At 70.9% G+C, this 23,303-nt stretch carries 25 protein-coding genes; 11 read left to right on the forward strand and 14 right to left on the reverse strand.

The window, feature by feature from the left end; all coding sequences use genetic code 11:
• Positions 1 to 160: 160 nt before the first annotated feature.
• Genes ABZ749_RS05750 through ABZ749_RS05770 form a run of 5 tightly spaced genes read right to left on the reverse strand, consistent with a single transcriptional unit; the run spans position 161 to position 5,516 of the window.
• A complete protein-coding gene (locus ABZ749_RS05750; protein WP_357223158.1) occupies positions 161 to 553 on the reverse strand; it encodes a hotdog domain-containing protein in 393 nt (130 codons plus the stop codon).
• Positions 550 to 1,344: an OAM dimerization domain-containing protein gene (locus tag ABZ749_RS05755; protein WP_357223162.1), complete on the reverse strand. Its 795-nt coding sequence runs from the start codon at positions 1,342 to 1,344 to the stop codon at positions 550 to 552. The genes ABZ749_RS05750 and ABZ749_RS05755 overlap by 4 nt, the downstream gene beginning before the upstream one ends.
• A complete protein-coding gene (locus tag ABZ749_RS05760) occupies positions 1,341 to 2,900 on the reverse strand; it encodes a lysine 5,6-aminomutase subunit alpha (RefSeq protein WP_357223164.1) in 1,560 nt (519 codons plus the stop codon). The genes ABZ749_RS05755 and ABZ749_RS05760 overlap by 4 nt, the downstream gene beginning before the upstream one ends.
• Positions 2,897 to 4,462: an amidohydrolase gene (locus tag ABZ749_RS05765; RefSeq protein WP_357223167.1), complete on the reverse strand. Its 1,566-nt coding sequence runs from the start codon at positions 4,460 to 4,462 to the stop codon at positions 2,897 to 2,899. Before ABZ749_RS05765 ends, ABZ749_RS05760 begins: the two co-directional genes overlap by 4 nt.
• A gap of 4 nt (positions 4,463 to 4,466) precedes the next feature.
• Entirely contained in the window at positions 4,467 to 5,516 is a 1,050-nt protein-coding gene (locus ABZ749_RS05770; RefSeq protein WP_357223216.1) for a zinc-binding alcohol dehydrogenase, read from the reverse strand.
• A gap of 153 nt (positions 5,517 to 5,669) precedes the next feature.
• On the opposite strand from ABZ749_RS05770, the gene ABZ749_RS05775 reads away from it, so the two are divergent.
• Complete coding sequence (locus tag ABZ749_RS05775) at positions 5,670 to 7,076, forward strand: lysine 2,3-aminomutase (protein WP_357223170.1); 1,407 nt, start codon at positions 5,670 to 5,672, stop codon at positions 7,074 to 7,076.
• Between the two features lie 59 nt (positions 7,077 to 7,135).
• Here the strand turns inward: ABZ749_RS05775 and ABZ749_RS05780 are convergent, their stop codons facing one another.
• The 4 genes from ABZ749_RS05780 to ABZ749_RS05795 all read right to left on the reverse strand — a co-directional run bounded on the left by ABZ749_RS05780 (position 7,136) and on the right by ABZ749_RS05795 (position 10,604).
• Positions 7,136 to 8,197 (reverse strand): hypothetical protein, encoded by a 1,062-nt coding sequence (locus ABZ749_RS05780; RefSeq protein ID WP_357223173.1) that lies wholly within the window; start codon positions 8,195 to 8,197, stop codon positions 7,136 to 7,138.
• Positions 8,194 to 8,763, reverse strand: a complete 570-nt coding sequence (locus tag ABZ749_RS05785) for an RNA polymerase sigma factor (protein ID WP_357223176.1) — start codon at positions 8,761 to 8,763, stop codon at positions 8,194 to 8,196. Before ABZ749_RS05785 ends, ABZ749_RS05780 begins: the two co-directional genes overlap by 4 nt.
• A 372-nt stretch (positions 8,764 to 9,135) precedes the next feature.
• A complete protein-coding gene (locus ABZ749_RS05790; RefSeq protein WP_357223179.1) occupies positions 9,136 to 10,080 on the reverse strand; it encodes a polysaccharide deacetylase family protein in 945 nt (314 codons plus the stop codon).
• 329 nt (positions 10,081 to 10,409) lie between these two features.
• Positions 10,410 to 10,604, reverse strand: a complete 195-nt coding sequence (locus ABZ749_RS05795) for a CsbD family protein (protein ID WP_357223182.1) — start codon at positions 10,602 to 10,604, stop codon at positions 10,410 to 10,412.
• Between the two features lie 156 nt (positions 10,605 to 10,760).
• Here ABZ749_RS05795 and ABZ749_RS05800 point away from each other — a divergent pair, with 156 nt between their 5' ends.
• On the forward strand, positions 10,761 to 11,372 hold the full coding sequence (locus ABZ749_RS05800; protein ID WP_357223185.1) for a histidine phosphatase family protein: 612 nt from the start codon (positions 10,761 to 10,763) through the stop codon (positions 11,370 to 11,372).
• Here ABZ749_RS05800 and ABZ749_RS05805 read toward each other — a convergent pair.
• The 3 genes from ABZ749_RS05805 to ABZ749_RS05815 all read right to left on the reverse strand — a co-directional run bounded on the left by ABZ749_RS05805 (position 11,302) and on the right by ABZ749_RS05815 (position 14,164).
• A complete protein-coding gene (locus ABZ749_RS05805) occupies positions 11,302 to 11,808 on the reverse strand; it encodes an Lrp/AsnC family transcriptional regulator (RefSeq protein WP_355430675.1) in 507 nt (168 codons plus the stop codon). The genes ABZ749_RS05800 and ABZ749_RS05805 overlap by 71 nt on opposite strands.
• Before the next feature lie 107 nt (positions 11,809 to 11,915).
• Positions 11,916 to 13,058 carry an acyl-CoA dehydrogenase family protein gene (locus ABZ749_RS05810; RefSeq protein WP_357223188.1) on the reverse strand — a complete coding sequence of 381 codons (1,143 nt, stop codon included), beginning with the start codon at positions 13,056 to 13,058 and terminating at the stop codon, positions 11,916 to 11,918.
• Positions 13,055 to 14,164 carry a Xaa-Pro peptidase family protein gene (locus ABZ749_RS05815; protein ID WP_357223192.1) on the reverse strand — a complete coding sequence of 370 codons (1,110 nt, stop codon included), beginning with the start codon at positions 14,162 to 14,164 and terminating at the stop codon, positions 13,055 to 13,057. Before ABZ749_RS05815 ends, ABZ749_RS05810 begins: the two co-directional genes overlap by 4 nt.
• A 203-nt stretch (positions 14,165 to 14,367) precedes the next feature.
• Here ABZ749_RS05815 and ABZ749_RS05820 point away from each other — a divergent pair, with 203 nt between their 5' ends.
• The gene (locus ABZ749_RS05820) at positions 14,368 to 15,735 is read left to right on the forward strand and encodes a glycosyl hydrolase family 18 protein (protein WP_357223195.1); all 1,368 of its coding nucleotides are present in this window, start codon (positions 14,368 to 14,370) and stop codon (positions 15,733 to 15,735) included.
• 68 nt (positions 15,736 to 15,803) lie between these two features.
• On the opposite strand, the gene ABZ749_RS05825 is transcribed toward ABZ749_RS05820, so the two are convergent.
• Positions 15,804 to 16,691 (reverse strand): winged helix-turn-helix transcriptional regulator, encoded by an 888-nt coding sequence (locus ABZ749_RS05825; RefSeq protein WP_357223198.1) that lies wholly within the window; start codon positions 16,689 to 16,691, stop codon positions 15,804 to 15,806.
• A 119-nt stretch (positions 16,692 to 16,810) separates the two neighbouring features.
• Between ABZ749_RS05825 and ABZ749_RS05830 the strand changes: the two genes are divergently transcribed.
• The 4 genes from ABZ749_RS05830 to ABZ749_RS05845 all read left to right on the forward strand — a co-directional run bounded on the left by ABZ749_RS05830 (position 16,811) and on the right by ABZ749_RS05845 (position 19,576).
• Positions 16,811 to 16,951 (forward strand): hypothetical protein, encoded by a 141-nt coding sequence (locus tag ABZ749_RS05830; RefSeq protein WP_357223201.1) that lies wholly within the window; start codon positions 16,811 to 16,813, stop codon positions 16,949 to 16,951.
• 46 nt (positions 16,952 to 16,997) lie between these two features.
• Positions 16,998 to 17,225, forward strand: coding sequence for a hypothetical protein (locus ABZ749_RS05835; protein ID WP_355007449.1), 228 nt, complete (start codon positions 16,998 to 17,000; stop codon positions 17,223 to 17,225).
• 58 nt (positions 17,226 to 17,283) lie between these two features.
• A complete protein-coding gene (locus ABZ749_RS05840; RefSeq protein ID WP_355007448.1) occupies positions 17,284 to 18,240 on the forward strand; it encodes a 5'-3' exonuclease in 957 nt (318 codons plus the stop codon).
• A 178-nt stretch (positions 18,241 to 18,418) separates the two neighbouring features.
• Positions 18,419 to 19,576: a low temperature requirement protein A gene (locus ABZ749_RS05845; RefSeq protein WP_355007447.1), complete on the forward strand. Its 1,158-nt coding sequence runs from the start codon at positions 18,419 to 18,421 to the stop codon at positions 19,574 to 19,576.
• A gap of 12 nt (positions 19,577 to 19,588) precedes the next feature.
• Here ABZ749_RS05845 and ABZ749_RS05850 read toward each other — a convergent pair whose 3' ends face one another.
• On the reverse strand, positions 19,589 to 20,416 hold the full coding sequence (locus ABZ749_RS05850) for a hypothetical protein (RefSeq protein ID WP_357223204.1): 828 nt from the start codon (positions 20,414 to 20,416) through the stop codon (positions 19,589 to 19,591).
• A 253-nt stretch (positions 20,417 to 20,669) separates the two neighbouring features.
• Between ABZ749_RS05850 and ABZ749_RS05855 the strand changes: the two genes are divergently transcribed.
• The 4 genes from ABZ749_RS05855 to ABZ749_RS05870 all read left to right on the forward strand — a co-directional run bounded on the left by ABZ749_RS05855 (position 20,670) and on the right by ABZ749_RS05870 (position 23,085).
• Positions 20,670 to 20,876, forward strand: a complete 207-nt coding sequence (locus ABZ749_RS05855) for a hypothetical protein (protein WP_007460667.1) — start codon at positions 20,670 to 20,672, stop codon at positions 20,874 to 20,876.
• 206 nt (positions 20,877 to 21,082) lie between these two features.
• A complete protein-coding gene (locus ABZ749_RS05860) occupies positions 21,083 to 21,523 on the forward strand; it encodes an NAD(P)-binding domain-containing protein (RefSeq protein WP_357223207.1) in 441 nt (146 codons plus the stop codon).
• A 45-nt stretch (positions 21,524 to 21,568) separates the two neighbouring features.
• A complete protein-coding gene (locus ABZ749_RS05865) occupies positions 21,569 to 21,964 on the forward strand; it encodes a hypothetical protein (protein ID WP_357223210.1) in 396 nt (131 codons plus the stop codon).
• A 161-nt stretch (positions 21,965 to 22,125) separates the two neighbouring features.
• The gene (locus tag ABZ749_RS05870; protein WP_357223213.1) at positions 22,126 to 23,085 is read left to right on the forward strand and encodes a TIGR03557 family F420-dependent LLM class oxidoreductase; all 960 of its coding nucleotides are present in this window, start codon (positions 22,126 to 22,128) and stop codon (positions 23,083 to 23,085) included.
• The last annotated feature ends 218 nt before the right edge of the window (positions 23,086 to 23,303 follow it).

Below are 23,303 nucleotides of genomic sequence, written 5' to 3' on the forward strand. Positions count from 1 at the left end.
AGGATCCGCCCGGCGTTGCGGTACGTCGCGCCGACGCGCCATAGTGCGCCAGCCGGTCGCCGACCCGCCCCTCCCGGGTGCTGCCGACGATCACGGCGATCCGCAACGACCACCGCCACCTTCGTGTACGTGGAACCCACGTCGGCGCAGACCGCCAGGGTCACGACGCGGCGGGAACGACCACGGTGCCGGTCGCGGTGACCGCCACGATCGGCGGATCGAGGACCTCCGCGGCGGACGCGGAACGGTCCGGGCGACCCCGGCACACCACCGCGCAGCTCAGCTCCAGGGTGCGGCTGCGGCTGCCCACCCGCGACACCCGCGCGGTGACCTCGACCACGTCCCCGGCGTGCACCGGCGCGTGGAAACGCACATCGGCGTACCCGGCGAACAGGCCCTCATCGCCGTCGGTGCGGATGCACACCTCCGTGGCGACGTCGCCGAACAACCCGAGGGCGTACGCCCCGTCGACGAGGTTGCCGGCGTAGTGGGCGTGCGAGTACGGCACATACCGCCGGTGCGTCACCGTCAACCCGAGCCGTGCGTCGGTCATGCCATCGCCTTCCGTTGCGTGATCAGGGCGTGCACGAGGTAGCTGGCCACCTCGCCGGGCGTGGTGCCCCGACCGAAGATCCGGTCCACGCCCAACTCGTCGGTCATCGTCTCGTCGAAGCGGGGACCACCGACGATCAGCAGCGGACGCCGCCCCGCCGGCATCGCCTCCCGGAACGCCGCCGACATCTCCCGGGTGTTGTGCAGGTGCGCGTCGCGTTGGGTGACCACCTGCGACACGAGCACCGCGTCGGCCTTCTCCGCCCGGGCGGTCTCCACCAGCTCCGGCACGCTGACCTGCGCGCCCATGTTGGTGACCTTCAACTCCCGGTAGTACTCCAGGCCCTTCTCGCCCGCGATGCCCTTGACGTTGAGGATCGCGTCGATGCCCACCGTGTGCGCGTCGGTGCCGATGCACGCACCGACCACTGACAGCTTGCGCCGCAACCGCTGCTTGATCACCGTGTTGACGTCCTTCGCCGACAGCAGCGCGAAGTCCCGTTCCACCACCTGCACGGCGTTGAGGTCGACCAGGTGGTTGACCCGCCCGTACACGACGAAGAACGTGAACCCGTCACCCATCGGCTTGGCGTGCACCACCATCGCCGGGTCCATGCCCATCTTGTTGGCCAACTGCACCGCCGCGCCCTCGGCGCGCTTGTCGTGGGTCACCGGCAGGGTGAACGACACCTGCACCATGCCGTCACCGGTGGTGTCCCCGTACGGTCGCACGATCGCCTTGCCGCTGTGCTCGCTACTGTGCTGGCCGGTTCGCTCGCTGTGCTCGCTCACGCCGCCGCCTCCAGGATGTCGGTGGCCGGGTTGCAGTAGTCGGCCTCGTGCGCGGCGACCCCGTCGAGGCCCTTGCCGCGGTCCGCGGGCCGCTTCATGATCCCGAAGGTGCCCTCGGCGATCGCCGTGAGCAGCGTCTGCTCACCGATGCGATCCAGCAGATCGAGGGCCTCACCGAGGACCTGGTTGGCGCGGCGGCGGATGAACCCGCCCGGCGCGGGCACGAAGTCCTCGTGCAACCCACCGGCGGCACCCAGCACGTAGCGCACGTTCTGCAGGGCGATGTCCCGGTCGGACAACCACGGCGTCACCACCGCCTCCGTCATCATCCCCACCAGCAGGATGCCCTGACCGGTCATCGCGCCGGCCAGGTTGAAGAACCCGTCAAGCAGGTTGCCCCGGAACACGTCACCGGTCATGTGCTTCGTCGGGGGCATCCACTTCAACGGCGCGTCGGGGAACAACTCCCGGGCCAGCAACGCGTGCGCCAACTCCAACCGGAACGACTCCGGCACCTCCGGGTTGATCTCGAACGCGTGCCCCAACCCCAACTGCCAGTCCGCCAACCCCGCCTCGTGTGCGAAGAACTCGTTGAGCAGCTGCGACACCGTCACCGTGTGCGCCTCGTCCACCGCGTCGGCGGTGGTCAGGTAGTTGTCCTCACCGGTGTTGATGATGATCCCGGCGCGGGCGTGCACCTGCCGGGAGAACCGCTGGTCGACGAACGTGCGCACCGGGTTGATGTCGCGGAACAGGATCCCGTACATCGAGTCGTTCAACATCATGTCGAGGCGTTCCAACCCGGCCAGGGTCGCCATCTCCGGCATACACAGCCCGGACGCGTAGTTGGTCAACCGCACGTAGCGGCCCACCTCCTTCGACGACTCGTCCAACGCCGCACGCATCAGCCGGAAGTTCTCCTGCGTGGCGTACGTGCCGGCGAAGCCCTCCCGGGTCGCGCCCTCGGGCACGTAGTCCAGCAACGACTGCCCGGTGGAACGGATCACCGCGATCACGTCCGCGCCGGCGCGCGCCGCCGCCTGCGCCTGCGGAATGTCCTCGTAGATGTCGCCGGTGGCGACGATCAGGTAGATCCACGGCCGCTGCGCCGGGTCGCCGTGGCGCTTCACCAGCCGGTCCCGCTCGGCGCGCCGCCGATCGATGCGCCGGATACCCGCGCCGACGGCCTTACGCGCCGCCGACCGGGCCGCCGTGGCCGCCCGCCCGGTCGGCTGGGTGAACCGCACCGACCCGGCGGCGGCCTTCTGCGCCAGCAACGTCACGTCGGTGCTGCCCTCCCGCACCAGGGCGTCGAACACCGGCACCGCCACCCCGTGACCCAACCCCACATCCGCGGCGACCGCCTCGACGAGCCGGTTCACCCACGGAATGCCATCCGGGTCGGCGCCGGTCACCCCGGCCAACCGCAGGACCGCCCGCTCCACCGACACTGTGGTGTGGCTGCGGGCCAGGTCCACCACCGGCTGCCCGGCCCGACGCGCCAACTCCCGCGCCCGCGCCACCAGCACCGGATCAAGATCAAGCTTCCCGGTCATGACGACCCTTCCTCGTAAATGACCTCACCGCGCAGCACCAGACGCCGACACACCGGCAACGGCGTCGGGTCCTGCGGACCCCGCGCCTCCGGGTCCTCGGCCTGCAACACCGGCAGACCCCGCTCCACCCCCGCCGGCGTCGACCACACCGCGAACGTCGCGGGCGCACCCAACGCCAGGACCCCCTCGACGTCCAGGTGCACCGCCCGCCACCCGCCCCGGGTGTGCGCCGCGAACGCCGACCGCACACCCATCCGCTGCGCCGGGTTGTGGTGCGCGACCGCCGCCCGCACCGACCCCCACGGGTCCAGCGGCGTCACCGGCGAATCCGACCCGAACGCCAACGCCACCCCCACCGAGTGCATCGCACCCATCGGGTTCGACTCCAACGACCGGTCCAACCCCAACCGCGCCTCGTACATCCGGCCCGCACCACCCCACAACCGGTCGAACGCCGGCTGCATGCTCGCCACCACCCCGTACTCCACGAACCGCGCGATCAACGCCTTGCTCATGATCTCCGCGTGTTCGATGCGGTGCCGGGCCGCGCGCAACCGCTCCACCCCCACCGTCCGCGCCGCCGCCGCGAACCCGTCCAGGACGGTGCCGATCGCCGCGTCACCGATGGCGTGGAAACCGCCCTGCATGCCGTGCGCCGCGCAGTCCAGCAGGTGATCACGCACCTGCTCGACCGACAGGTACCCGTGCCCGCAACCCTCACCGTCGCCGTACGGCTGCGACACGTGCGCCGTACGCGACCCCAACGCCCCGTCGGCGAACAAATCCCCACCGGCGCCGACCGCGCCCAACTCCCGGGCCCGCGCCGCACCACCCAACTCACCCCAGTACCCGTACACCTCCGGCAGGCCCGCGCCCGAGATGCCCAGCAGACCGGTGAAGTCCTCCTCGTCGGAGATCTCCGGGCCACCACACTCGTGCACCGCCGCGATCCCCAACGACGCCGCATGGGCCAGAGCCACCCGCTGCGCCCCGACCCGCTGCGCCCGACTCACCGACGCCTGCGCGGCCGCCCGCACCACGTGGTGCGCGTCGCGCCGCAACCAGCCCGACGCGTCGTACCCGGGCGCCTGCGCCGCCTGCGGGCACGCCGCCAGCAACGCCGACGACACCAACGCCGAGTGGATCGACGCCTGCGACAGGTACACCCGCCGACCACCGGCGGCCCGGTCCAACGCCGCGGCGTCCGGCAACGTCGGATCCGACCACCCCGACTCGTCCCAGCCGTGCCCGAGCACCACCGCGTCCGCCGGCAGACCCGCCGCGAACCCCGCCACCGCGTCGAGCAACTGCCCCGCCGAGCGCACCCCGGACAACGACAACCCGGACAACGTCAACCCGGTGTCGGTGGCGTGCACGTGCGCGTCGACGAACGCCGGCGTCACCAACGCCCCGCCCAGGTCCACCACCCGATCGGCCGGCGGCGCGTCACCGTCGGTCCCCAACCAGGCAATCCGCCCACCGGACACCAGCAGCGCGGTGGCGCTCGGGTCGGCGGGGCAGTGCAGCACGCCGCCGCGGTACAACGTCGAGGGATTCGTCATGACCTCAGTCTGCCGCGACCCGCGCCGCGAACAGCTGACGCACCCCAGGCTCGGCCCGCAACAGCCCCAACGCCAACTCCGCGTGCCCCGGCACGTACCCGTTGCCCACCAGCATCGTCACGTCCGCCGCCAACCCCTCCGCGCCCAACGCCGCCGCGGAGAAGCTCGTCGCCATGGAGAAGAAAATCACCGTGCCGCCGTCAGCGGTGGCCAGCACCGCCCCGTGCTCACACCCCGGCACGTCCACGCAGACCACCGTCACGTCCGCCGGCACCCCCAACGCGGTGGTCACCGCCGTGGACAACCCCACCGGGTCGCGCGCGTCGGCCAGCGCCACCACCGACGCCAGGCCGGAAGCCGTCAGCGCGTCGCGCTCCGCCGCCACCGGCACCACCCCGACGGTACGCGCGGCGCCCGCCCGTCGCGCCGCAGCGAGCGACAGCGACCCGCTCTTACCCGCCCCACCGATCACCGCGACCCGCACCGGTGTCGGATCACCGCCACGCCGACGCTCCTCGACGTAGCGCGACACCACCCGGGCGGTCAGCGCGGGCGCACCGCACACATCCAGCACGGCGAGGGACAACTGGGGGTCCTCGTCGTCGGGCAGCACCGCGGCGATGGAGCGCGCGAACAGGATCGCCCACCCCTCACAGGGCACCTGCTCGCTGCGGCCGTCCCAACGGGCCAACCCATCGGTGATCACCAGGGGCGTCAACGTCAACGACACCAGGGTCGCGACCCGCTCCCCCGCCCTGAGGCCCAGCGGGGACCGCCGACCGGCCTCCTCGACGGTGCCGATCAGCATCCCGCCCGACCCGGTCACCGGGTTCTGCATCTTCCCCCGGGTAGCGATGATCTCCAGCACCTCAGCGCGGACCGCGTCACCGTCGCCGCCGTGCTTCTCCGACAACTGCCGGAAGCTCGCCGCGTCCAGGTTGAGCCGCTGCACCCGGATCCGCACCTCGTTCGGCGCGATCGCCGCCGACGTGTCCAGGCGCCAGGCCGCCTGCGGCAGCACCCCCGCCGGTTGCACGACGCGGTGCAGTCCCACCGGTGACGTCACGCCGACCTCCCCTGTCCAGCCGCCCGAAGCCCCGGTCAAGGCTCGCGTAACGGGAAAACTTACGGCAGACTAGTTTCTGTACCGAATATTTTCCAGTAGCCTTCGGGCTTCGATGATCAGCCGCAACACCGAGGAGGGGCCGTGACCCAGACCCAACCGGTTGAGACCGTCCCTCAACCCCGTCACGCCCCGGTCGCCGTACCGACCGCCGGGCAGCCCTACGAATACCACCGCCGCCCCCTGGTCGAACCCGACTGGACCCGGTTCCCCGGCTGGCGCCACGTCACCCGCGACCAGTGGGAATCCGCCCAGTGGCAACGCGTCAACTGCGTCAAGAACATCAAGCAGCTCCGCGCCGTCTTCGGTGACCTGATCGACGAGACCTTCTACGCCGACCTCCAAGCCGACCAGTCGGCAATGGCCACCATGTCCATGCTGGTGCCACCACAAATGATCAACACGATGGTGCCGTTCGCGACCCTCACCACCGAGGCCCTGCTCGCCGACCCCATCCGCCGCTACATGATCCCGGTCGCCTCCGACCGACGCACCGACTGGCCCTCACACCCCTACGCCAGCCGCGACAGCCTCCACGAGCACGACATGTGGGTCGCCGAAGGGCTCACCCACCGCTACCCCACCAAGGTCCTCGCCGAACTGCTCTCCACCTGCCCCCAGTACTGCGGACACTGCACCCGCATGGACCTCGTCGGCAACTCCACCCCCGCCGTCGACAAACTCAAACTCACCCTCAAGCCCGTCGACCGCTACGACGCCCACATCGCCTACCTCAAGGCCCACCCCGGCGTCCGCGACGTGGTCGTCTCCGGCGGCGACGTGGCCAACGTCCCCTGGCGCAACCTCGAGTCGTACCTCATGCGCCTGCTGGAACTGGAAACGGTCCGCGACATCCGGCTCGCCACCAAGGCCCTCATGGGCCTACCCCAGCACTGGCTGCAACCCGACGTCGTCGAGGGCCTGGAACGCGTCGCCCGCACCGCCGCCCGCCGCGGCGTCAACCTCGCCATCCACACCCACGTCAACCACGCCCAGTCACTCACCCCACTGGTCGCCAAGGCCGCCCAGACCGCCCTCGACGTCGGCGTCCGCGACGTCCGCAACCAGGGCGTCCTCATGCGCGGCGTCAACGCCACCACCCCGGAACTGCTCGACCTCTGCTTCGCCCTCCAAGGCGAAGCCGGCATCCTGCCGTACTACTTCTACATGTGCGACATGATCCCCAACGCCGAACACTGGCGGGTCCCGGTCTGGCACGCCCAACAACTCCAACACGACATCATGGGCTACCTCCCCGGCTACGCCACCCCCCGCATCGTCTGCGACGTCCCCTTCGTCGGCAAGCGCTGGGTGCACATGCTCACCGACTACGACCGTGAGCGCGGCATCTCCTACTGGACGAAGAACTACCGCACCTCCATCGAATCGGCCGACCTGGAGGCGCTCAACAAGCGCTACGCCTACTACGACCCGATCGACACCCTGCCCACCAACGGCCAGCAGTGGTGGCACGACCACCGCGACGACTGACCCACCGACGACGACACCCCCGGGGAGACCACTCCCCGGGGGTGTCGCGCACTCAGTGGTCAGGCGCAGCCCAGACCCTGCGAATAACCGGCCCGCAGCTTCCCGGCCGCGATCTCGTCGGCGTACTCCCAGAACACCTCCGGCCAGTCACCAGCCCGGTCCATGTCCCGCAGCACCCGCCACCCGTGGCTGCTCCGCAGCGCCTCGGCGGCCCGCACAACCCCGGCCTCATCCCCACTCGCCCGCGCCCGCTGCCACTCCGCGATCCACCCACAACCCACCCGCGACGTCACAGCGGCACCGAACTGATAGCGATCGTTGATACCGACGTCAACCAGCGCCGCGACGTCGAAGCCCGGCGGGAGCGGCACGTCCACGAGCACCTCAGCCGCCCGCGCCAACACCCGCTCGGGAGTGACGATCTCCGGCGGAAGCGCACCCAACCACGTACGCGCATCCACCCGGACCACATCCGCGAGGACCCGGGCGAACTCCTCCCGAGACCAGTCACCCCCGGTACGCAACTCGACGAAAACCCCGTCACGGGGACGGAGCAACACCTCGAAGTCGCTGGCGGAATACTCGAACTGGTCACCCGGCCAGCCATCGACCTGCACAGCCTTCGGACGACTGACGTGGAGCCGGTCGGCGTAACGGCCGGCGTAACCGTCAGCCGGATACCAGTCGAACTCCAACTCGCGTCCACCGTTGCGAAAGGTGATGGTCCCCGTCTCCTGGGTGAACCCGTAGACGACCGTCGCCTTCCAGCCGGGCTGGTTGATCAGCAGCCGCGGATTCTTCTCCGCCGCCCGCATCGCCACCGGCGAGTAGACGACCGGAGCACCGGCGCTGGGAGCGGAAGCCACCTCCCCGACCTCCCCGGGCTCGCCCGGCAGAACAGAGACGGCCAGGACGGCGGCAAGGACCACGACCACCGCCGCCACACCAGCGAAGCGACGCACACTCGGTTGCCCTCGCGGTGGTTCCACGAACCGATCGAGCGTCGACTCGGACATGATCTCCCCCAGGAGGGTCTGCTTCATCCCGTCAAGCTGTCCGATGAAATCCCGCCGAGCGGGGTCAGCTTCCCGAACCAGCCGGTCAAGGTGTTCCTCGGTCATCTCTGCTCCTTCCGGGTCGCTGCGGTCAGCACGTCGAGTACATGTCCAGGCGGGCCGAGGTCGTCACCGACCAGTTCGCGCAGCCTGGCTCGCGCCCGCGACAGCCGTGCCCGCACCACGGTGGGACCCACACCCAGGACCGCCGCCACCTCTCGCGGCTGCAAGCCCTCCCACACGGTGAGCATCAACACCTCGCGGTCCAGCTCACCCAGACCCGCCAACGCCGCCCGGACAGCGAGCCGCTCAGGCACCTCACTGCCCGGATCGGCGGCCACCACGACGGCGATCTGCTCACGCAGCCGTTCACCCAACCGCTGCCGGCGAACCCCACCCCGGTGATGATTGGCCAGCACCCGCCGGGCCACGCCGTACAGCCAGAGCCGAGCTTCACCGTCGGCCGGAATGTCATGCCTGCGCCGCCAGGCGACCAGGAAGGTCTCCGCGACGACGTCGGCCCCGTCCTCGGGATGCGCGACGCGCCGCAGCGCGTACGCCAACAACGGCTCGAAGTGCTCAAGATAGACGCGCCGGAAGCGGTCCTCGTAGTACTCAATGCCGGAGCTCACATCCACTCCATGTCCGGCGGGGCCCCAACCGTGACAGCCCTCGACACCCACCTCGCAACGCTCGGCCCCAGCAGCTGCCGGCACAGCCCACCACCACCCACGGCGCTCCCTCAGCGGAATTCTCAAGCCGGGAACACCACGCACCGCCGACGACTAGCGCCGACCCCGCCGCCCGCAGCCAGATGGCCGCCCGCACCTACGTGTTCCCGCACTTCCTGCTGCTGCTCGGCGTCACCCTGCCAGCGACCGTCCAGCTCGTCACCACCATCGCGATCCTGGTGCTGATGCTGGCAATGACGCCCGGCGGTCCACCCGCGGCGACGACGAGAGTGCACGGGTCAACGCGGAACGAGCGTGATGCCCTCGGTCGCCTCAGCCGCCGGTCAGCACCTCGGACAACGGCGCCGGCACCAACCCTCGCTCACGCAACCCGGCCAGGATGTGCGGCAACGCCTCATCGGTCATCGCCGCGTTCGCCTCGGTCACATGCATGATCACCACCGAGCCGGGGCGAACATGGTCCAACACCGCCCGTACCAACGGCTTCCACGCCGTCGCGAACGGATCGCCACTGACCACGTCCCCGTCGACCACGGTCACGCCCAGCGGCGCCAACGCGTCCAACGCCGCCGTGTCGTGGCACAACCCGGGAAACCGGAAGTACCGGGTCTGCCGACCGCCGTACGGCGCGATCACCTCGAACGTCTTCGCCACGTCGCGGGCCAGCTCGTCGACCGGCAACCGGGGCAGGTCGTAACAGTCCGCGGTGAACGCCGCGTGCCCGTAGGTGTGGTTGGCCAACTCGAAGCGCGGGTTGCCGGCGATCCGCCGGGTCACGTCCGGATACCGCTGCACCCACTTGCCGGTCAGGAAGAACGTCGCCGGCACCTGCTCCCGCTCCAGCAGGTCGAGGATGCGCAGGTTCGCGTACGACTTCACCCGGCCGGCCCGCAGGCTGGCCAACATCCCGTCGGTCATGTCCGCGTCGAAGGTCAGCGCGACCCTGGCGCCGCTGCGCGGCCCGTGATCCACCACCCGCGCCCTGGTCCCGATGGGCGTCGCGCCCGGCACCGTGGCAACCACCACCGGCGGCGACGAGACGCTGGCCGACGGCACCTCCGCAGTAACACTTGTCGATGGCACCGCCGAAGAGGCACCGGCCGACGGCGCACCGGCCGGGGGCGACGAGGCCGACGACCCGACGAAGACGGGCCGGTCCGGCGGCGGCACCCGGGACGCCGTACACGCGGCACCACCGACAACGGCCACCGCCGCGAGTACGCCGCACCACAACGGACGAAGCCGACCCCGATTCACGCCGTCGATCATCCCAAACGCGAACCACCCTCACTGCCCCGCCCGCACCCCGCCCCCGTCTCGCCTCGCCCCTGCCTCGCCGATCTTGCACTTGCGGTCGTCGGATTGAGCGGGATGCCCCAAATGCCGCAACAGAAAGTGCAAGATCGGCGAGGCGGGAAGGCCCTGCTCCGTCGATCATGGGGTTGTGGTGCCTGGTTTGGGTAGGCAAGGGGGCTTGGTCCCCCACCACAACTCCATGGTCGACGGAGCAGGGGAGCCGAGACAGGGACCGCAGCGCGACGGGTCCCCGGGCGACGGTGCGCCCGGGGACCCGTGGACCGCTCAGGTCACTTCGTGAAGGAGTCCTTCACGTTGCGACCAGCGTCCTTCATGTTCTGACCGGCCTGCTTGGCGCGCGCGTCGCTCTCCTGGCTGGCGCCCTCGCCACGCATCCGCTCGTTGTCGGTCATGTCGCCGACGCGCTCCCTCGCGGCGCCGGCCATCTGCTCAACCTTGTTCTTTGCCTTCTCGGTGAAGCTCATCGCGCCTCCTCGGTCTGGCGGTTGTCCTGGCTCGCTTGCCCGGTCTCCGGGTGCCGAAACCGGCAGTGCCGGTCGGCACACCCGCTAAAGCATCCTAGGAAGATAGGTAGTGGGAGGTCGGCTGTCGGCAGCGACCCACGGTGGTTAACTGACCGCATGGGAGAGCTCCTGCTGATCCGGCACGGCGAGACCACCTGGAGCGCCAGCCTGCGGCACACCTCGTACACCGACCTGGAGCTGACCCCCGACGGCGAGCGACAGGCCCGCACCCTGGCCGCGTTCCTGGCCGGCCGGCGCTTCGTCACCGTGCTGACCAGCCCCCGCTCCCGGGCGCTGCGCACCGCGCAGCTGGCCGGGCTCACCGTCGACGCCGTCGACGAGAACCTCAGCGAGTGGAACTACGGCGAGTACGAGGGTCGCACCACAGTCGACATCCACGACGACGATCCGCACTGGAACATCTGGACCGACGGCTGCCCCGGCGGGGAGTCCCCCGCAGAGGTGGGTGAACGGCTCGACCGGGTGCTGGCCCGCGTCACCCCGCTGCTCGACCGGGGCACCGTGGCGCTGGTCGGGCACGCGCACAGCCTGCGGGTGCTCGGTGCCCGCTGGATCGGCCTGCCCCCGTCCGCCGGTGGGCGGCTACGCCTGGACACCGCCACTGTCAGCGCGCTCGGTCACGAACACGGCCGGCAGGTCATCCTGCGGTGGAACCAGCCGGCTCCTCCGGCGCCCGGGACCGCGACCGACTCGGTGCCGCAGCGCTGATCTTCGGCGGCCGGTTCTCGTACGGCGTGGACAACACCACTGTCGTCCGGGTCGTGACGTTCGCCGAGGTGCGGATCTCCTGGAGCACCCGCTCCAGGTCGGTGGGGCTGGCCACCCGCACCAGCAGCAGGTAGAAGTCCTCCCCCGCCACCGAGTAGCAGGAGTCGATCTCCGGCAGGTGGGCCAGCCGCTCCGGGGCGTCGTCCGGCTGCGACGGATCGAACGGCCGGATCGCCACGAACGCGGTGAGCGGCAGGTCCAGCGCCTCGAACGACACCCGGGCGGCGTACCCCTTGATCACCCCGCGCTGCTCCAGCCGACGGACCCGCTGATGCACGGCGGACACCGACAGCCCCACCCGCTCGGCCAGGTCGGTGTACGACAGACGGCCGTCGGCGGTCAGCGCGGCGACGATAGCGCGGTCGATCTCCTCCACGGCGTGCAACCTACCGGGAAAACCGGCGCACGGCGACGAGGTACCCGAGTGGCGGACCGCGGTGGGCCGTGACGCACCCACCGCAGCCCCACCACCACGTACCGTTGTCAGCCCTTGGCCAGTGCCCGGGAGATCACCATCCGCTGGATCTGGTTGGTGCCCTCCACGATCTGCAACACCTTCGCCTCACGCATGTACCGCTCCACCGGGTGGTCGGCCACGTAACCCGCACCGCCGAGCACCTGCACCGCGTCGGTGGTCACCCGCATCGCCATGTCGGTGGCGAACAGCTTCGCCTTGGCCGCCTCGATGGCGTACGGGCGGCCGGCGTCACGCAGGCGGGCCGCCGCCAGGGTCAGCGCGCGGGCAGCGGAGATCTGGGTGGCCGCGTCGGCGAGGAGGAACCCCAGCCCCTGGAAGTCGATGATGGAACGCCCGAACTGCTGCCGCTCCCGGGCGTAGGAGACCGCGTAGTCCAGGGCGGCCTGGGCCAGCCCCACCGCGCACGCGGCGATGCCCAGCCGGCCGGAGTCCAGCGCGGACATCGCGATGGTGAAGCCCATCCCCTCGCCGCCGATCAACCGGTCGGCCGGCACCCGGGCCTCGTCGAAGGCGATCTGCGCGACCGGGGAGGCGCGCAGGCCCATCGTCCGCTCGGCCGCCTGCGGGGTGATGCCGGCCGTGCCCGCGTCGGCGAGCAGACAGGAGATCCCCTTCGGACCGGGCCCGCCGGTGCGGCAGAAGACGTTGTAGAAGTCGGCGGTGTGGGCGTGGGTGATCCACGCCTTGGTGCCGGAGATCAGGTACGCGTCGCCGTCGCGATCCGCCCGGGTGGTCAGCGCCGCCGCGTCCGACCCGCCCTGCGGCTCGGAGAGGCAGTACGCGCCCAGCAGCTCGCCGCCGAGCATGTCCGGCAGCAGCTTGCGCTGCTCGTCGCTGCCGAACGCCGCCACCGGGTAGCAGGACAGGGTGTGCACGCTGACCGCCTCGGCGACAGCGAGCCAGCGGCCGGCCAGGATCTCCAGGACCTGCAGGTACACCTCGTACGGCTGTGCCGCGCCGCCGTACTCCTCGGGGTAGGGCAGGCCGAGCAGGCCGGCGCGGCCCAGCGTGCGCAGCACCTCGCGGGGGAACTCGGCGCGTTCCTCGAAGGCCGCGGCCTTCGGCGCGAGCTCGCCGTCGGCGAGCTCGGTGGCGAGACCCAGCAGGTCGTGGGCCTCGTCGGTGGGGAGGATCCGGTCGACAGTCATAGCGCGATGAGCTCCGTGGGGGTGGTGTTGAGCCGTTGCACGCCGTCCGTTGTGCAGACGACGATGTCCTCGATGCGGGCGCCGTGCCGGCCCGCCAGGTAGATGCCCGGTTCGATGGAGAACGCCATACCTGCGTCGAGGGGTCGGTCGTTGCCGGCCACCAGGTACGGCTCCTCGTGCCCGTCCAGACCGATGCCGTGACCGGTGCGGTGCAGGAACGCGGGACCGTAGCCGGCGGCGGCGATCGGCGCGCGGGCCTCGGCGTCGGCCGCCGCGGCGGTGATCCCGGGCCGCACCGCCTCGACCGCGGCGCGTTGGGCGTCGCGCAGCACGGCGTAGTAGTCCAGGAAGTCGGCCGGCGCCGACCCGCCCGCCAGGTAGGTGCGGGTGCAGTCCGAGCGGTAGCCCGACGCCATCGTGCCGCCGATGTCGACCACCACCGGCTCGCCGACACCGATCGGCCGGTCGGAGGTGCCGTGGTGCGGGCTGGCCCCGTTGGGTCCGGCCGCCACGATGACGAAGTCGACAGTGACGTGTCCGGCGGCGCGGATCGCCGCGGCGATGTCGGTGGCGACCTCGGCCTCGGTGCGACCGGGGCGCAGCCACTCGCCCATCCGCAGGTGCACCTCGTCGATCGCCGCGCCGGCCTCGGCGAGCGCCGCGATCTCCGCCGGGGACTTGCGGATCCGCAACTCGCGCAGGACCTCCCCGGCGAGCCGTTGCGCGGCGTCGGGCAGCGCCGCGCGCAGGCCGAGGACCTGCTCGGCCCACATCCGGTCGGCGAGCCCGACCGCCGCGACCGGGCCGTCGAGGGCGGCGACGACCAGGGGGTACGGGTCGGTGCCGTCGACGTGGTCGACGATGCGTACGCCGGTGTTCGGGGCGGCCTCGGCCGCGGGACGTTCCAACCTCGGCACGATCAGCGTCGGCTCACCTTCGGCGGGCAGCACCAGACAGGTCAGCCGCTCCCCCGCGTGGGCGTCGTACCCGGTCAGATACCGCAGGTCGGAGCCGGGTGTGAGCAGCAGTGCGTCCAGGCCTGCGTCGGCCGTCGCTCGCTGCGCGGCGATCAACCGATCCGGCGGATACAGCTCGTCGATTCCCACCCCGCCAGCTTAACGGTCGTTTGGGCAAACCCCCTATCGGCACCGGATGACCGGAAATCCATCGGTGTTGATTGACTCGGACAGTTAACACTCTTTAAGATTTGGCTGCCTCGAGGCCCACCCGTCACTGCGTCCCCCGCACCGCCCGCCCGCGACAACCCTGCGCGGGCGGGTGTCGTCCCCCGCCCACGGGAAGGCCCTCGATGTCCTCACCACTGCGCCGCGCCCTCGCCGCCGGCCTGCTCGCGCTGGCTACCGCCGGCGCCACCCTGACCGTCATTCCCACCGCCGCGCAGGCAGTGGTGCTGCCGAACAACTTCAAGAGCGTCGGCTACATGCCCTCCTGGGCCGGCAACATCAACACGATCCAGTACAACAAGCTCACCCACATCAACTACGCCTTCGTCCTGCCCAACAGCAACGGCACCCTGCAAGGGGTGGACGGGGCCCGGCTCTCCTCGCTGGTCTCGCAGGGGCACGCCAACAACGTCAAGGTCTCCATCGCCGTCGGCGGCTGGAACGACGGCAACGACTCCGCCTTCGAGGCGCTCGCCGCCAACTCCACCAGCCGCACGAACTTCGTCAACAACCTGATCAACTTCGTCAACCAGTACAACCTCGACGGCGTCGACATGGACTGGGAGTACCCCGACCCGGGCACCTCGGCCAACAACTACACGGCGCTCATGACGCAACTCGGCAGCGCCCTGCGCAGCCGCGGCAAGCTGCTCACCGCCGCCGTGGTCAGCGAGGGCGGCAGCGTCCAGGGCGTTCAGACGGCCGTGTTCAACCAGGTCGACTGGCTCAACATCATGGCGTACGACGGCGGCAGCCCGCACGCCAACTACGACTGGTCGATCAACGCCATCAACGGGTGGAAGGCCCGCGGCCTGCCGGCCAGCAAGGCCGTCCTCGGCATCCCGTTCTACAGCCGCCCCGTCTACTACAACTACTCGTACCTGGTCGGGCTCGACCCGGCGAACGCCAACCGGGACTGCGCCACCATCAACGGGTCCCAGCAGTGCTGGAACGGCATTCCGACCGTGAAGCGCAAGACGCAGTGGGCGCTGGCCAACGCCGGCGGCGTGATGAACTGGGAGCTGTCGCAGGACACCAGCGGCTCGACCTCACTGCTCAGCGCCATGTACGACACCATCATGGGCGGCACCACCCCGCCGCCGACCGGACGCACCGGTCAGATCACCGGGATCGCCGGCAAGTGCGTCGACGTGGCCTCGGCGAGCACCGCCAACGGCGCCGCCATCCAGATCTGGACCTGCAACGGCACCAACGCCCAGACCTGGACCGTGGCCAGTGACAGCACGCTGCGCGCCCTCGGCAAGTGCGCCGACATCACCAGCGGCTCCACCGCCAACGGCGCGAAGGTCCAGCTCTGGGACTGCAACGGCAGCGGCGCCCAGGTCTGGCAGGCGCAGTCCAACGGAACGCTGCGCAACCCGCAGTCGAACAAGTGCCTCGACGTCACCGACAACACCTCCGCCGACGGCGCCCGGCTGCAGATCTGGGACTGCTTCGCCGGCGCCAACCAGCGCTGGACGCTCCCGGCCTGACGCCGCGCCCGCAGGGTCCCCGACCCTTGGCCAGCCAGCTCGTAGGGCCCCCGGTCGACGCGTAGGCGTCAGCCGGGGGCCCCGGCGTGCTCACCGACCAGGTCGAGCATCTCCTGCACCGAGCCGGCCGGGTCGGTGACCGGGAACTGCACGGCCCGCACCACGGCCGTCGGGTCGACCAGCAGGGTCAGCCGCTTGAACCGGGTCACCCCGCCGGCGCGGAACACCGGCAGCAGCAGCCCCGCTCCGAGCCGGCCGTCCTGGTCGGACAGCAACGGAAACGGCAGTTCGGCGTACGCGGCGAAGTCGGCGAGCTGGTCGGGCCGCTGGGTGCTGATGCCGTACACCCGGACACCGGCGGTCACGAAGTCCGGATGACGCTTGGCGTAGGTGGTCGACTCCAGGGTGCAGCCCCGGGCCCCGGGAATCTCCGCCCAGCCGGGGGGATGGCCCTGCTTCCCCGGCGCGTACGCCCCGGGGAACAGGTAGAGGACCGTCCACCCGTCCGTCGCGGTCACCGACACCGGGTGCCCGTCGGCGGCGGGCAGGACGACCTCGGGCAACCGTCGACCCACCAGGTCGCGCACCCGGCGCGCCTCGGCCGAGTCGGCGTCGGCCGTGGCGGTCACCTCACCGTCACCCATCAGATGCCTCGTTCCCCAGTCCTGCAGGGCGATCAGCACCGGTAGGAGCCCGTCGCCCTTCGCGGTGAGCAGGTAGTCGTAGCGCGGCGGGTGTCGTGAGTACGGCCGGCGCTCCAACACGCCGTGCTCGACCAGCGCGCCGAGGCGTTCGGTCAGCGCCCGTCGGCTGACGCCCAGCTCACGTTGCAGCGCGTCGAACCGGGTCGTCCCGCCAGCGACGTCGCGCACGATGAGGAACGTCCACCAGTCCCCCAGTACGCCGAGCGCCTGCGCGATGCCGCAGTCCGCGTCGGCAAGATCTTCTCGCCGCACCCGCTACCTCCGTCGCTCCTGATCCGACTATAGTCCGTTCCAGATTGGAATGCGCTGGCTCGGCGAACGGGGGACGGCGACACGCACGTCGACGAACGGGCCGGGGTGTTCTGGCGCTGGTGGACCGCCGGCACGACCAGCATGGTCGGGTCGGCGGTCGACGCGTGGCCCTGCCGCTGACCGCCCTGACCGTCCTGGACGCCTCCGCGTACCAGCCCGCACTGTCGTTTTCCGGGCCGGCGCCTCCGCTGCGGCCCTAGCCTGGGACCGGGCGCCCGTGCGGGCGACCTGACCGGGAGGACCGACGTGGCCGGGAACCAGACGAACCGGGCGGCGACCCGCCGTCGCCGCCAACTGTGGGCCGGAGTCCTCGCGCTCGTCGGCCTGGTCCTGCTCGTCATCGGCGTCACCGTCGCCGACGGCATCGCGGCCTGGGTCGAGGTGGTGGTCGCGATCCTGCTGCTGGTGACCAGCTACGTCGTGCAGCACCTGGCCCGGCGGGACACCGTCTACCAGCCCGACGAGCGACGCTGACACCACCAGCGGCCGGGCGTACCCGAGATCGTCGGACGGTTGTGCCAGGCTGTCCGGCGTGGCACACCGACCCCCGATCCTGCTGATCGACTCAGCCAGCCTCTACTTCCGGGCCTACTTCGGCATCCCGGAGTCCGCCGCCAGGGCCGAGGACGGCACCCCGGTCAACGCGGTGCGCGGCTTCCTCGACATGCTCGCCACCCTGATCCGGGTGCGGGGCGCCGATCGGATGATCTGCGCACTGGACTACGACTGGCGCCCGGCGTGGCGGGTCGACCTGCTGCCGTCGTACAAGGCGCACCGGGTCGCCCCGCAGGGCGGCGAGATCGTTCCGGACACCCTCTCCCCGCAGGTGCCGATGATCCTGGAGGTGCTGACCGCGGTGGGCATCACCGCTGTCGGCGCGACCGGCTACGAGGCGGACGACGTGCTCGGCACCCTCTCGGTGACCCAGCCCGGCCCGATCGAGGTGGTCTCCGGCGACCGCGACCTGTTCCAACTCGTCGACGACGCCCGACCGGTCCGACTGCTCTACGTCGGGCGCGGCGTCGCCAAGCTCGACGACTGCGACGACGCCGCCGTGCGGGCCCGCTACGGCGTGCCCGCCGACCGGTACGCCGACTTCGCCGCACTGCGCGGCGACCCGAGTGACGGGTTGCCCGGGGTGGCCGGCGTCGGCGACAAGACCGCCGCCCGGCTGATCGAGCGGTACGGCAGCATCGCCGGCATCCTGGCCGCGCTCGACGACTCCGACTCGTCCTTCGCACCGGGCCTGCGCGCCAAGCTGGTCGCGGCCCGCGACTACCTGGGCGTCGCGCCGACGGTGGTCCGGGTCGCCCTGGACGTGCCCCTGCCGGAGCTGCCCACCGCGCTGCCGAGCGCGCCGGCCGACCCGGACCGGCTGCTCGAGCTCGCCCAACGATGGAACCTGGCCGGCTCGGCCCGCCGCCTGGTCGACGCCCTCGCCGCCCCGCGTGGCGGCGAGAAGCCGTCGACATCCCCGCAGGCGGGGTGACCGCCCGGCACGACCCGGTTGGGGGACGAGCGGGTGAACGCGGGTTCCCGCGCTCCCCCGCTCGTTACCGTCCGTGAAGGTGGGCCGGACAGGTCCATCGAGTCGAGCGGTTCCGCAGGAGTAACCCGTGCACCTCCCCGCGCCGGAGCCCGGATCGCCACGGGCCATCGGTCCGCCGGTGCGCGATCCAGAGGGCCCGCGCCGGGTCACCCTCCTCGAACTCTTCTTCGACCTGGTGTACGTGGTCGCCCTGGCGCTCATCTCGCGGGGACTGGCCGAACGACTCGACTGGCACCGGGCCGCCGAGGCACTGATCATGCTGGCCGCCGTCTGGTGGACCTGGGCGATCACCACGCTGGTCACCGACCTGTACGACCCGGAACGCACCGAGATCAAGCTGCTGATCAGCGCCGTCATGTTCGGCGCGCTGCTGATGACCACGGCGATTCCGGAGGCTTTCAACAACCGAGGGCTCGTCTTCGGCGGCACCTACGTGGCGATCCACCTGGGGCGTGGGCTGTTCCTGATGCCGGCGGTACGCCGCGAACCACAGACCCAGCGTCGGGCCGCCCGCATCTTCGTCTGGTTCGTGGTGTCGGCGATCCCGTGGCTCATCGGCGCATTCGTCAGCGGAGACGCCCGGATCGTGTGCTGGGCCATCGCGCTCGCCATCGACTACCTCGGCTTCCGACTCGCGTACCCGGTGCCGGGTCTCGGGGTGGTGCCCGAGAAGCAACGAAACGTCACCGCGGAGCATCTCTCCGAGCGCTACCAGCAGTTCTTCATCATTGCGCTCGGCGACGCCATCCTGACTATCGGCACCATGTTCAGCATGGAGCACACCGAGGCCGAGAACATCGGGGCCTTCGCTGTGGCGTTCCTGACCACGCTGCTGCTCTGGCGGATCTACGTGCACAAGTCCGGCGAGCTGCTGCCAACCGCCATCAAGGCGGCCGAGTCGCCCAGCAAGTTCCTGTTCAGCGCGCCGTACACCCATCTGTTGATGATTTCCGGCGTGGTCACCACGGCGGCCGGCTTCCACCTGGTGCTGCACGAGCCGACCGGACGGACACCGCCGGCCTGGCTGGCGGTGATCCTCGGCGGCCCGGCGCTGTTCCTGGCCGGCCGGGCCTCGTTCGAGTACGAGGTCTTCAGCCGGGTGTCGTGGTCCCGACCCGGCGGGGTGCTGGCGCTGCTCACCATCGCCCCCGGCCTGCTGTACCTGCCGCCGGTGTTCGCCTCCCTCGGTGGGCTGCTGGTCCTGGTCGGCGTTGCCTACGCGGACTTCCGGCGTAGCCGCGGCAAGCCGCCGGAGGCCCCGTCACCGCCGCACTGAGCCGCCCGCCAGCTACACCAGCGCCCCGGCGTACCCCCGGACCTGCAGTCGTTCCCGGGCACCTCCGGCCAGGCGCACCTGCAGGCCGAGCGGCGCGGCGGCGCGGCGGACGTCGTCCACGTGCAGCGATCCGTGCCGGTCCACGGTGAGCACCGGCGGCTCTTCGAGGTCACCCTCCGGCGCGTGGAACGAGAGCAGGGTGACCGAGGTGGTGAGGTAGCCCGGGTACGCGGCGCGGGCGGCTGCCTCGTCCCGGTGGACCAGCACCACCAGATCGTCGAGGTGGGCGAAGTCGGCGGCGAGGGCGCCCGCCTTCCAGTGCGCCGGTTCCTCCGCCGCGCCGGTGAGATGCCGGGAGCGGTTCGCCGAGGTGATGTAGAGGTGATCCGTCGCGGTCTCGGCGAGCGCCCGCTCGAAGAGGGCGTTGGAGGGGCAGGTCAGCCCAGGTGCGATCACCTGGGTGGTCCGCATCCCCTGGTCGATCTGCGTGAGGTGGTCGGGAAGCCGGTCGGCGGCCGGCCCACGGAAGCCGAACGGCCCGGCCCCGTACAGGGCGTCCATCAGCGCCCGCACCCGACCGACCGGCAACCGCGGCGAGATCCGCGTCCAGTCGAACATCCCGGGGATCCGGCCGATCACCGTGGTGATGCTGCCGACCTGGTGGACCGGTCGACCCTTGGCCAGGTTTACCCGGCGTACGGTGGCCGCGTCGGGGCGCGTCACGATGGCGTAGAAGTTGGCGAACGCCGCCGCGACGATCGCGCCGCCAGCAAGCGCGCGGGCCGCGACCGCGACGTCCTCGGGGCGGTCGATGTAGAGGGGCGGGGTCGGGGCGTCCATGAGTCCTCCTCGGCGGGGCCGTGAGGCAGTTCTACGTCCACTCACCCGGATGACGGCGAGGTCGGTCGGCGATCCGATAGCCGACAGGTGCCACCCGGTGCGGGCGGCGGATGCCCGGGCGGTACACAACGGCGGACGGCATCGGCCGGATGGGGGATCCGGCGGGGGGTCCTAGCACGCAACCGTTAGCCGCGCGACCCGATTGGGTACAACGGCTGCACCTCAGATCCACCACATACCTCAGGAGGCAGCGATGCGCGGCACCTCGATTCTCGGAGTCATCGTCGTGATCTGGTTGGTGATCGGCGCCATCGCCGGTGGCCAGCGCGGTTACTACAGCGGCGACGACACCAACTGCGCCGAGGCCGGCACCATCCTGGTCACCATCGTGGCCGGGCCGTTGAACTACATCGGCGCCAACCCGAAGGTCGACTGCAAGCTGCCCGAGCCTTCCAAGTAGGCAACAGACGTAGACCGGCCCGTGCCCCCGCAGTGGGGCGCGGGCCGGTGCGGTTTCGGCGAGGTCGCACCGGAGCACTAGCCCGCCTCCTCCCCGGTTCAACGTCGCCATACCCACCCCTCCGACGTGCTCGCTCACCCCCGGGTAACCCCGCACTCCGAAGTGCGTACTTGATCACTTGGGGGGCGATGACCAGCCTCATCGGCATGGAAAAGAACACTGTGGAGAAGCCGTCCGTCACGATGCTGGGACTCGGCGCGATGGGTACCGCACTGGCCCGCGCCTGGCTTGCCGCCGGCCACCCGCTCACCGTCTGGAACCGCACCCCCGCCCGCGCCGCCGCGCTCGCGCCCGAAGGGGCAAGGGCCGCGGACAGCGCCGCTCAGGCGGTTGAGGCGAGCCCTCTGGTCGTCGTGTGCCTGCTGGACGACAGCTCGGTCGAGGACGTGCTGGCCGGTGTGGACCTGACTGGCCGGGATCTGGTCAACCTGACCACCAGCACCCCGGCCCAGGCCCGCGCCCGTGCGGGCTGGGCACGCCGACGCGGCGCGCGTTACCTGGACGGTGGCATCATGGCTGTCCCGCCGATGGTCGGCGTTCCGGAGGCCGACGGCTACGTCTTCTACAGCGGCTCGCGAGCCCTCTAGGAACGGCACCGCACGACGCTGAGCGTCCCGGTCGGTGCCACCTACGTGGGCGAGGACGCGGGCTTCGCGGCCCTGCACGACGTGGCTCTCCTCAGCGCCAGGTACGGGATGTTCGCCGGGACCGCGCACGCCTTCGCCCTGATCCGTCGGGAGGACATCGACCCGACGGCGCTCGCCCCACTGCTCGCCGACTGGCTCGTCGCGATGATCCCGACGGTTCGGCAGACCGCCGACCACCTGCGCAGCGGGAACTACACCGACGGTGTCGTCTCCCCTCTCGCCATGCAGGTGGCGGGCACACCGACCTTTCTGCGCACCGCCGAGCAGCAGGGCGTCAGCCCCGAACTGCTCCGCCCCTACTTCGACCTGATGCGCCGCCGCCTGGCGGAGGGAGGTGGTGAGGAGGATCTGACGGGCGTCATCGATCTGCTGGTGCGCTGACGGGGTGTGGTGGCTGGAGGCGGTGCTTCGTGCTTGCGGGCGTCCACCGCACAGCTCCTAAGGCATCCTAGGAGGCTGGTTTGCGGCCCTGCGGCGTTTGCCCACGCCGGGGCCGGGAAGGGCCGATGCCTCAGTCAGCGAGCGGGATCGGGAGTGTGGGCATGCAGATCGGCTACAAGCTGGCCGCAGAGGGGTACGGCCCGCAGGAGATCATCCGCCAGGCCGTCCTTGCCGAACGGGCGGGCTTCGACTTCGTCGAGATGAGCGACCACTTCCACCCGTGGCTGGACGCGCAGGGGCACTCGTCCTTCACCTGGAGCGTTCTCGGCGCCATCGCGGCCAGGACCAGCACCCTGCGCCTGGCCACCGGGGTCACCTGCCCGACCGTCCGCTACCACCCGGCGATCATCGCGCAGGCCGCAGCGACCATGGCGTTGATCTCCGACGGTCGGTTCACCCTCGGAGTGGGCGCCGGCGAGCGGCTCAACGAGCACGTGGTCGGGCAGGGCTTCCCCAGCGTTCGAGGGCGACACGAGCGACTACGCGAGGCGCTGGAGATCATCCGGCTGCTCTGGCAGGGCGGCTACCAGTCGTACGAGGGCCGGCACCTGCAACTGGAGGACGCCCGCATCTTCGATCTGCCGGACACCCTGCCCGTGATCGCGGTGGCGGCCAGCGGTGAGGTGTCGGCGCGGCTCGCCGCCGAGTTGGGCGACGGCCTGTTTGCCACCGAGCCGGACGCGTCGATCGTCGAACACTACCGACGCGCCAAGGGTTCGGGCCCGCGCTACGCCGAGGTGCCACTGGCCTGGGCCACCGACGAGCAACAGGCGGTGCAGGCGGTGTTGCAGACGAGCCGATGGATGGTCACCGGTTGGAAGGTGATGAGCGAACTGCCGAACCCGGTCAACTTCGACGCGGCCAGCGCGTACGTCGAGGAGAAGCACATCCGGCAGCTCTTCGCCATCGGCCCGGACCCGGAACCGCACGTCGCCAAGGTCCGGTCGTACGTCGAGGCCGGCTTCGACCACATCGTCCTGCAGAACGCCGGCCCCGACCCGGACGGCTTTCTCGACTTCTTCGCCGGCGACCTCTCCGACCGTCTGCGCGCGATGGGTTGACGCCGTGAACCCGCGTGCGGTGGGTTGACGCCGTGACGAGGAAGCGACGCCGAACCCTCCGTTCCGACACCTGATCGCGGCAGCGTCGGTGGCCACCGGGCTCGGCGCTCGGTGAGGCCGAGGCCGGGTTGACAGGCGTACTTCTCCTACTGGCGTTGGCTTACGGCCTGTGGCGTGGTAGCGGGCGGGCCCGGTTCTGGACGACCGTTTTCTCGACC

It is taken from the genome of Micromonospora sp. NPDC047753 (genome assembly GCF_040642735.1).
Classification (GTDB): domain Bacteria; phylum Actinomycetota; class Actinomycetes; order Mycobacteriales; family Micromonosporaceae; genus Micromonospora.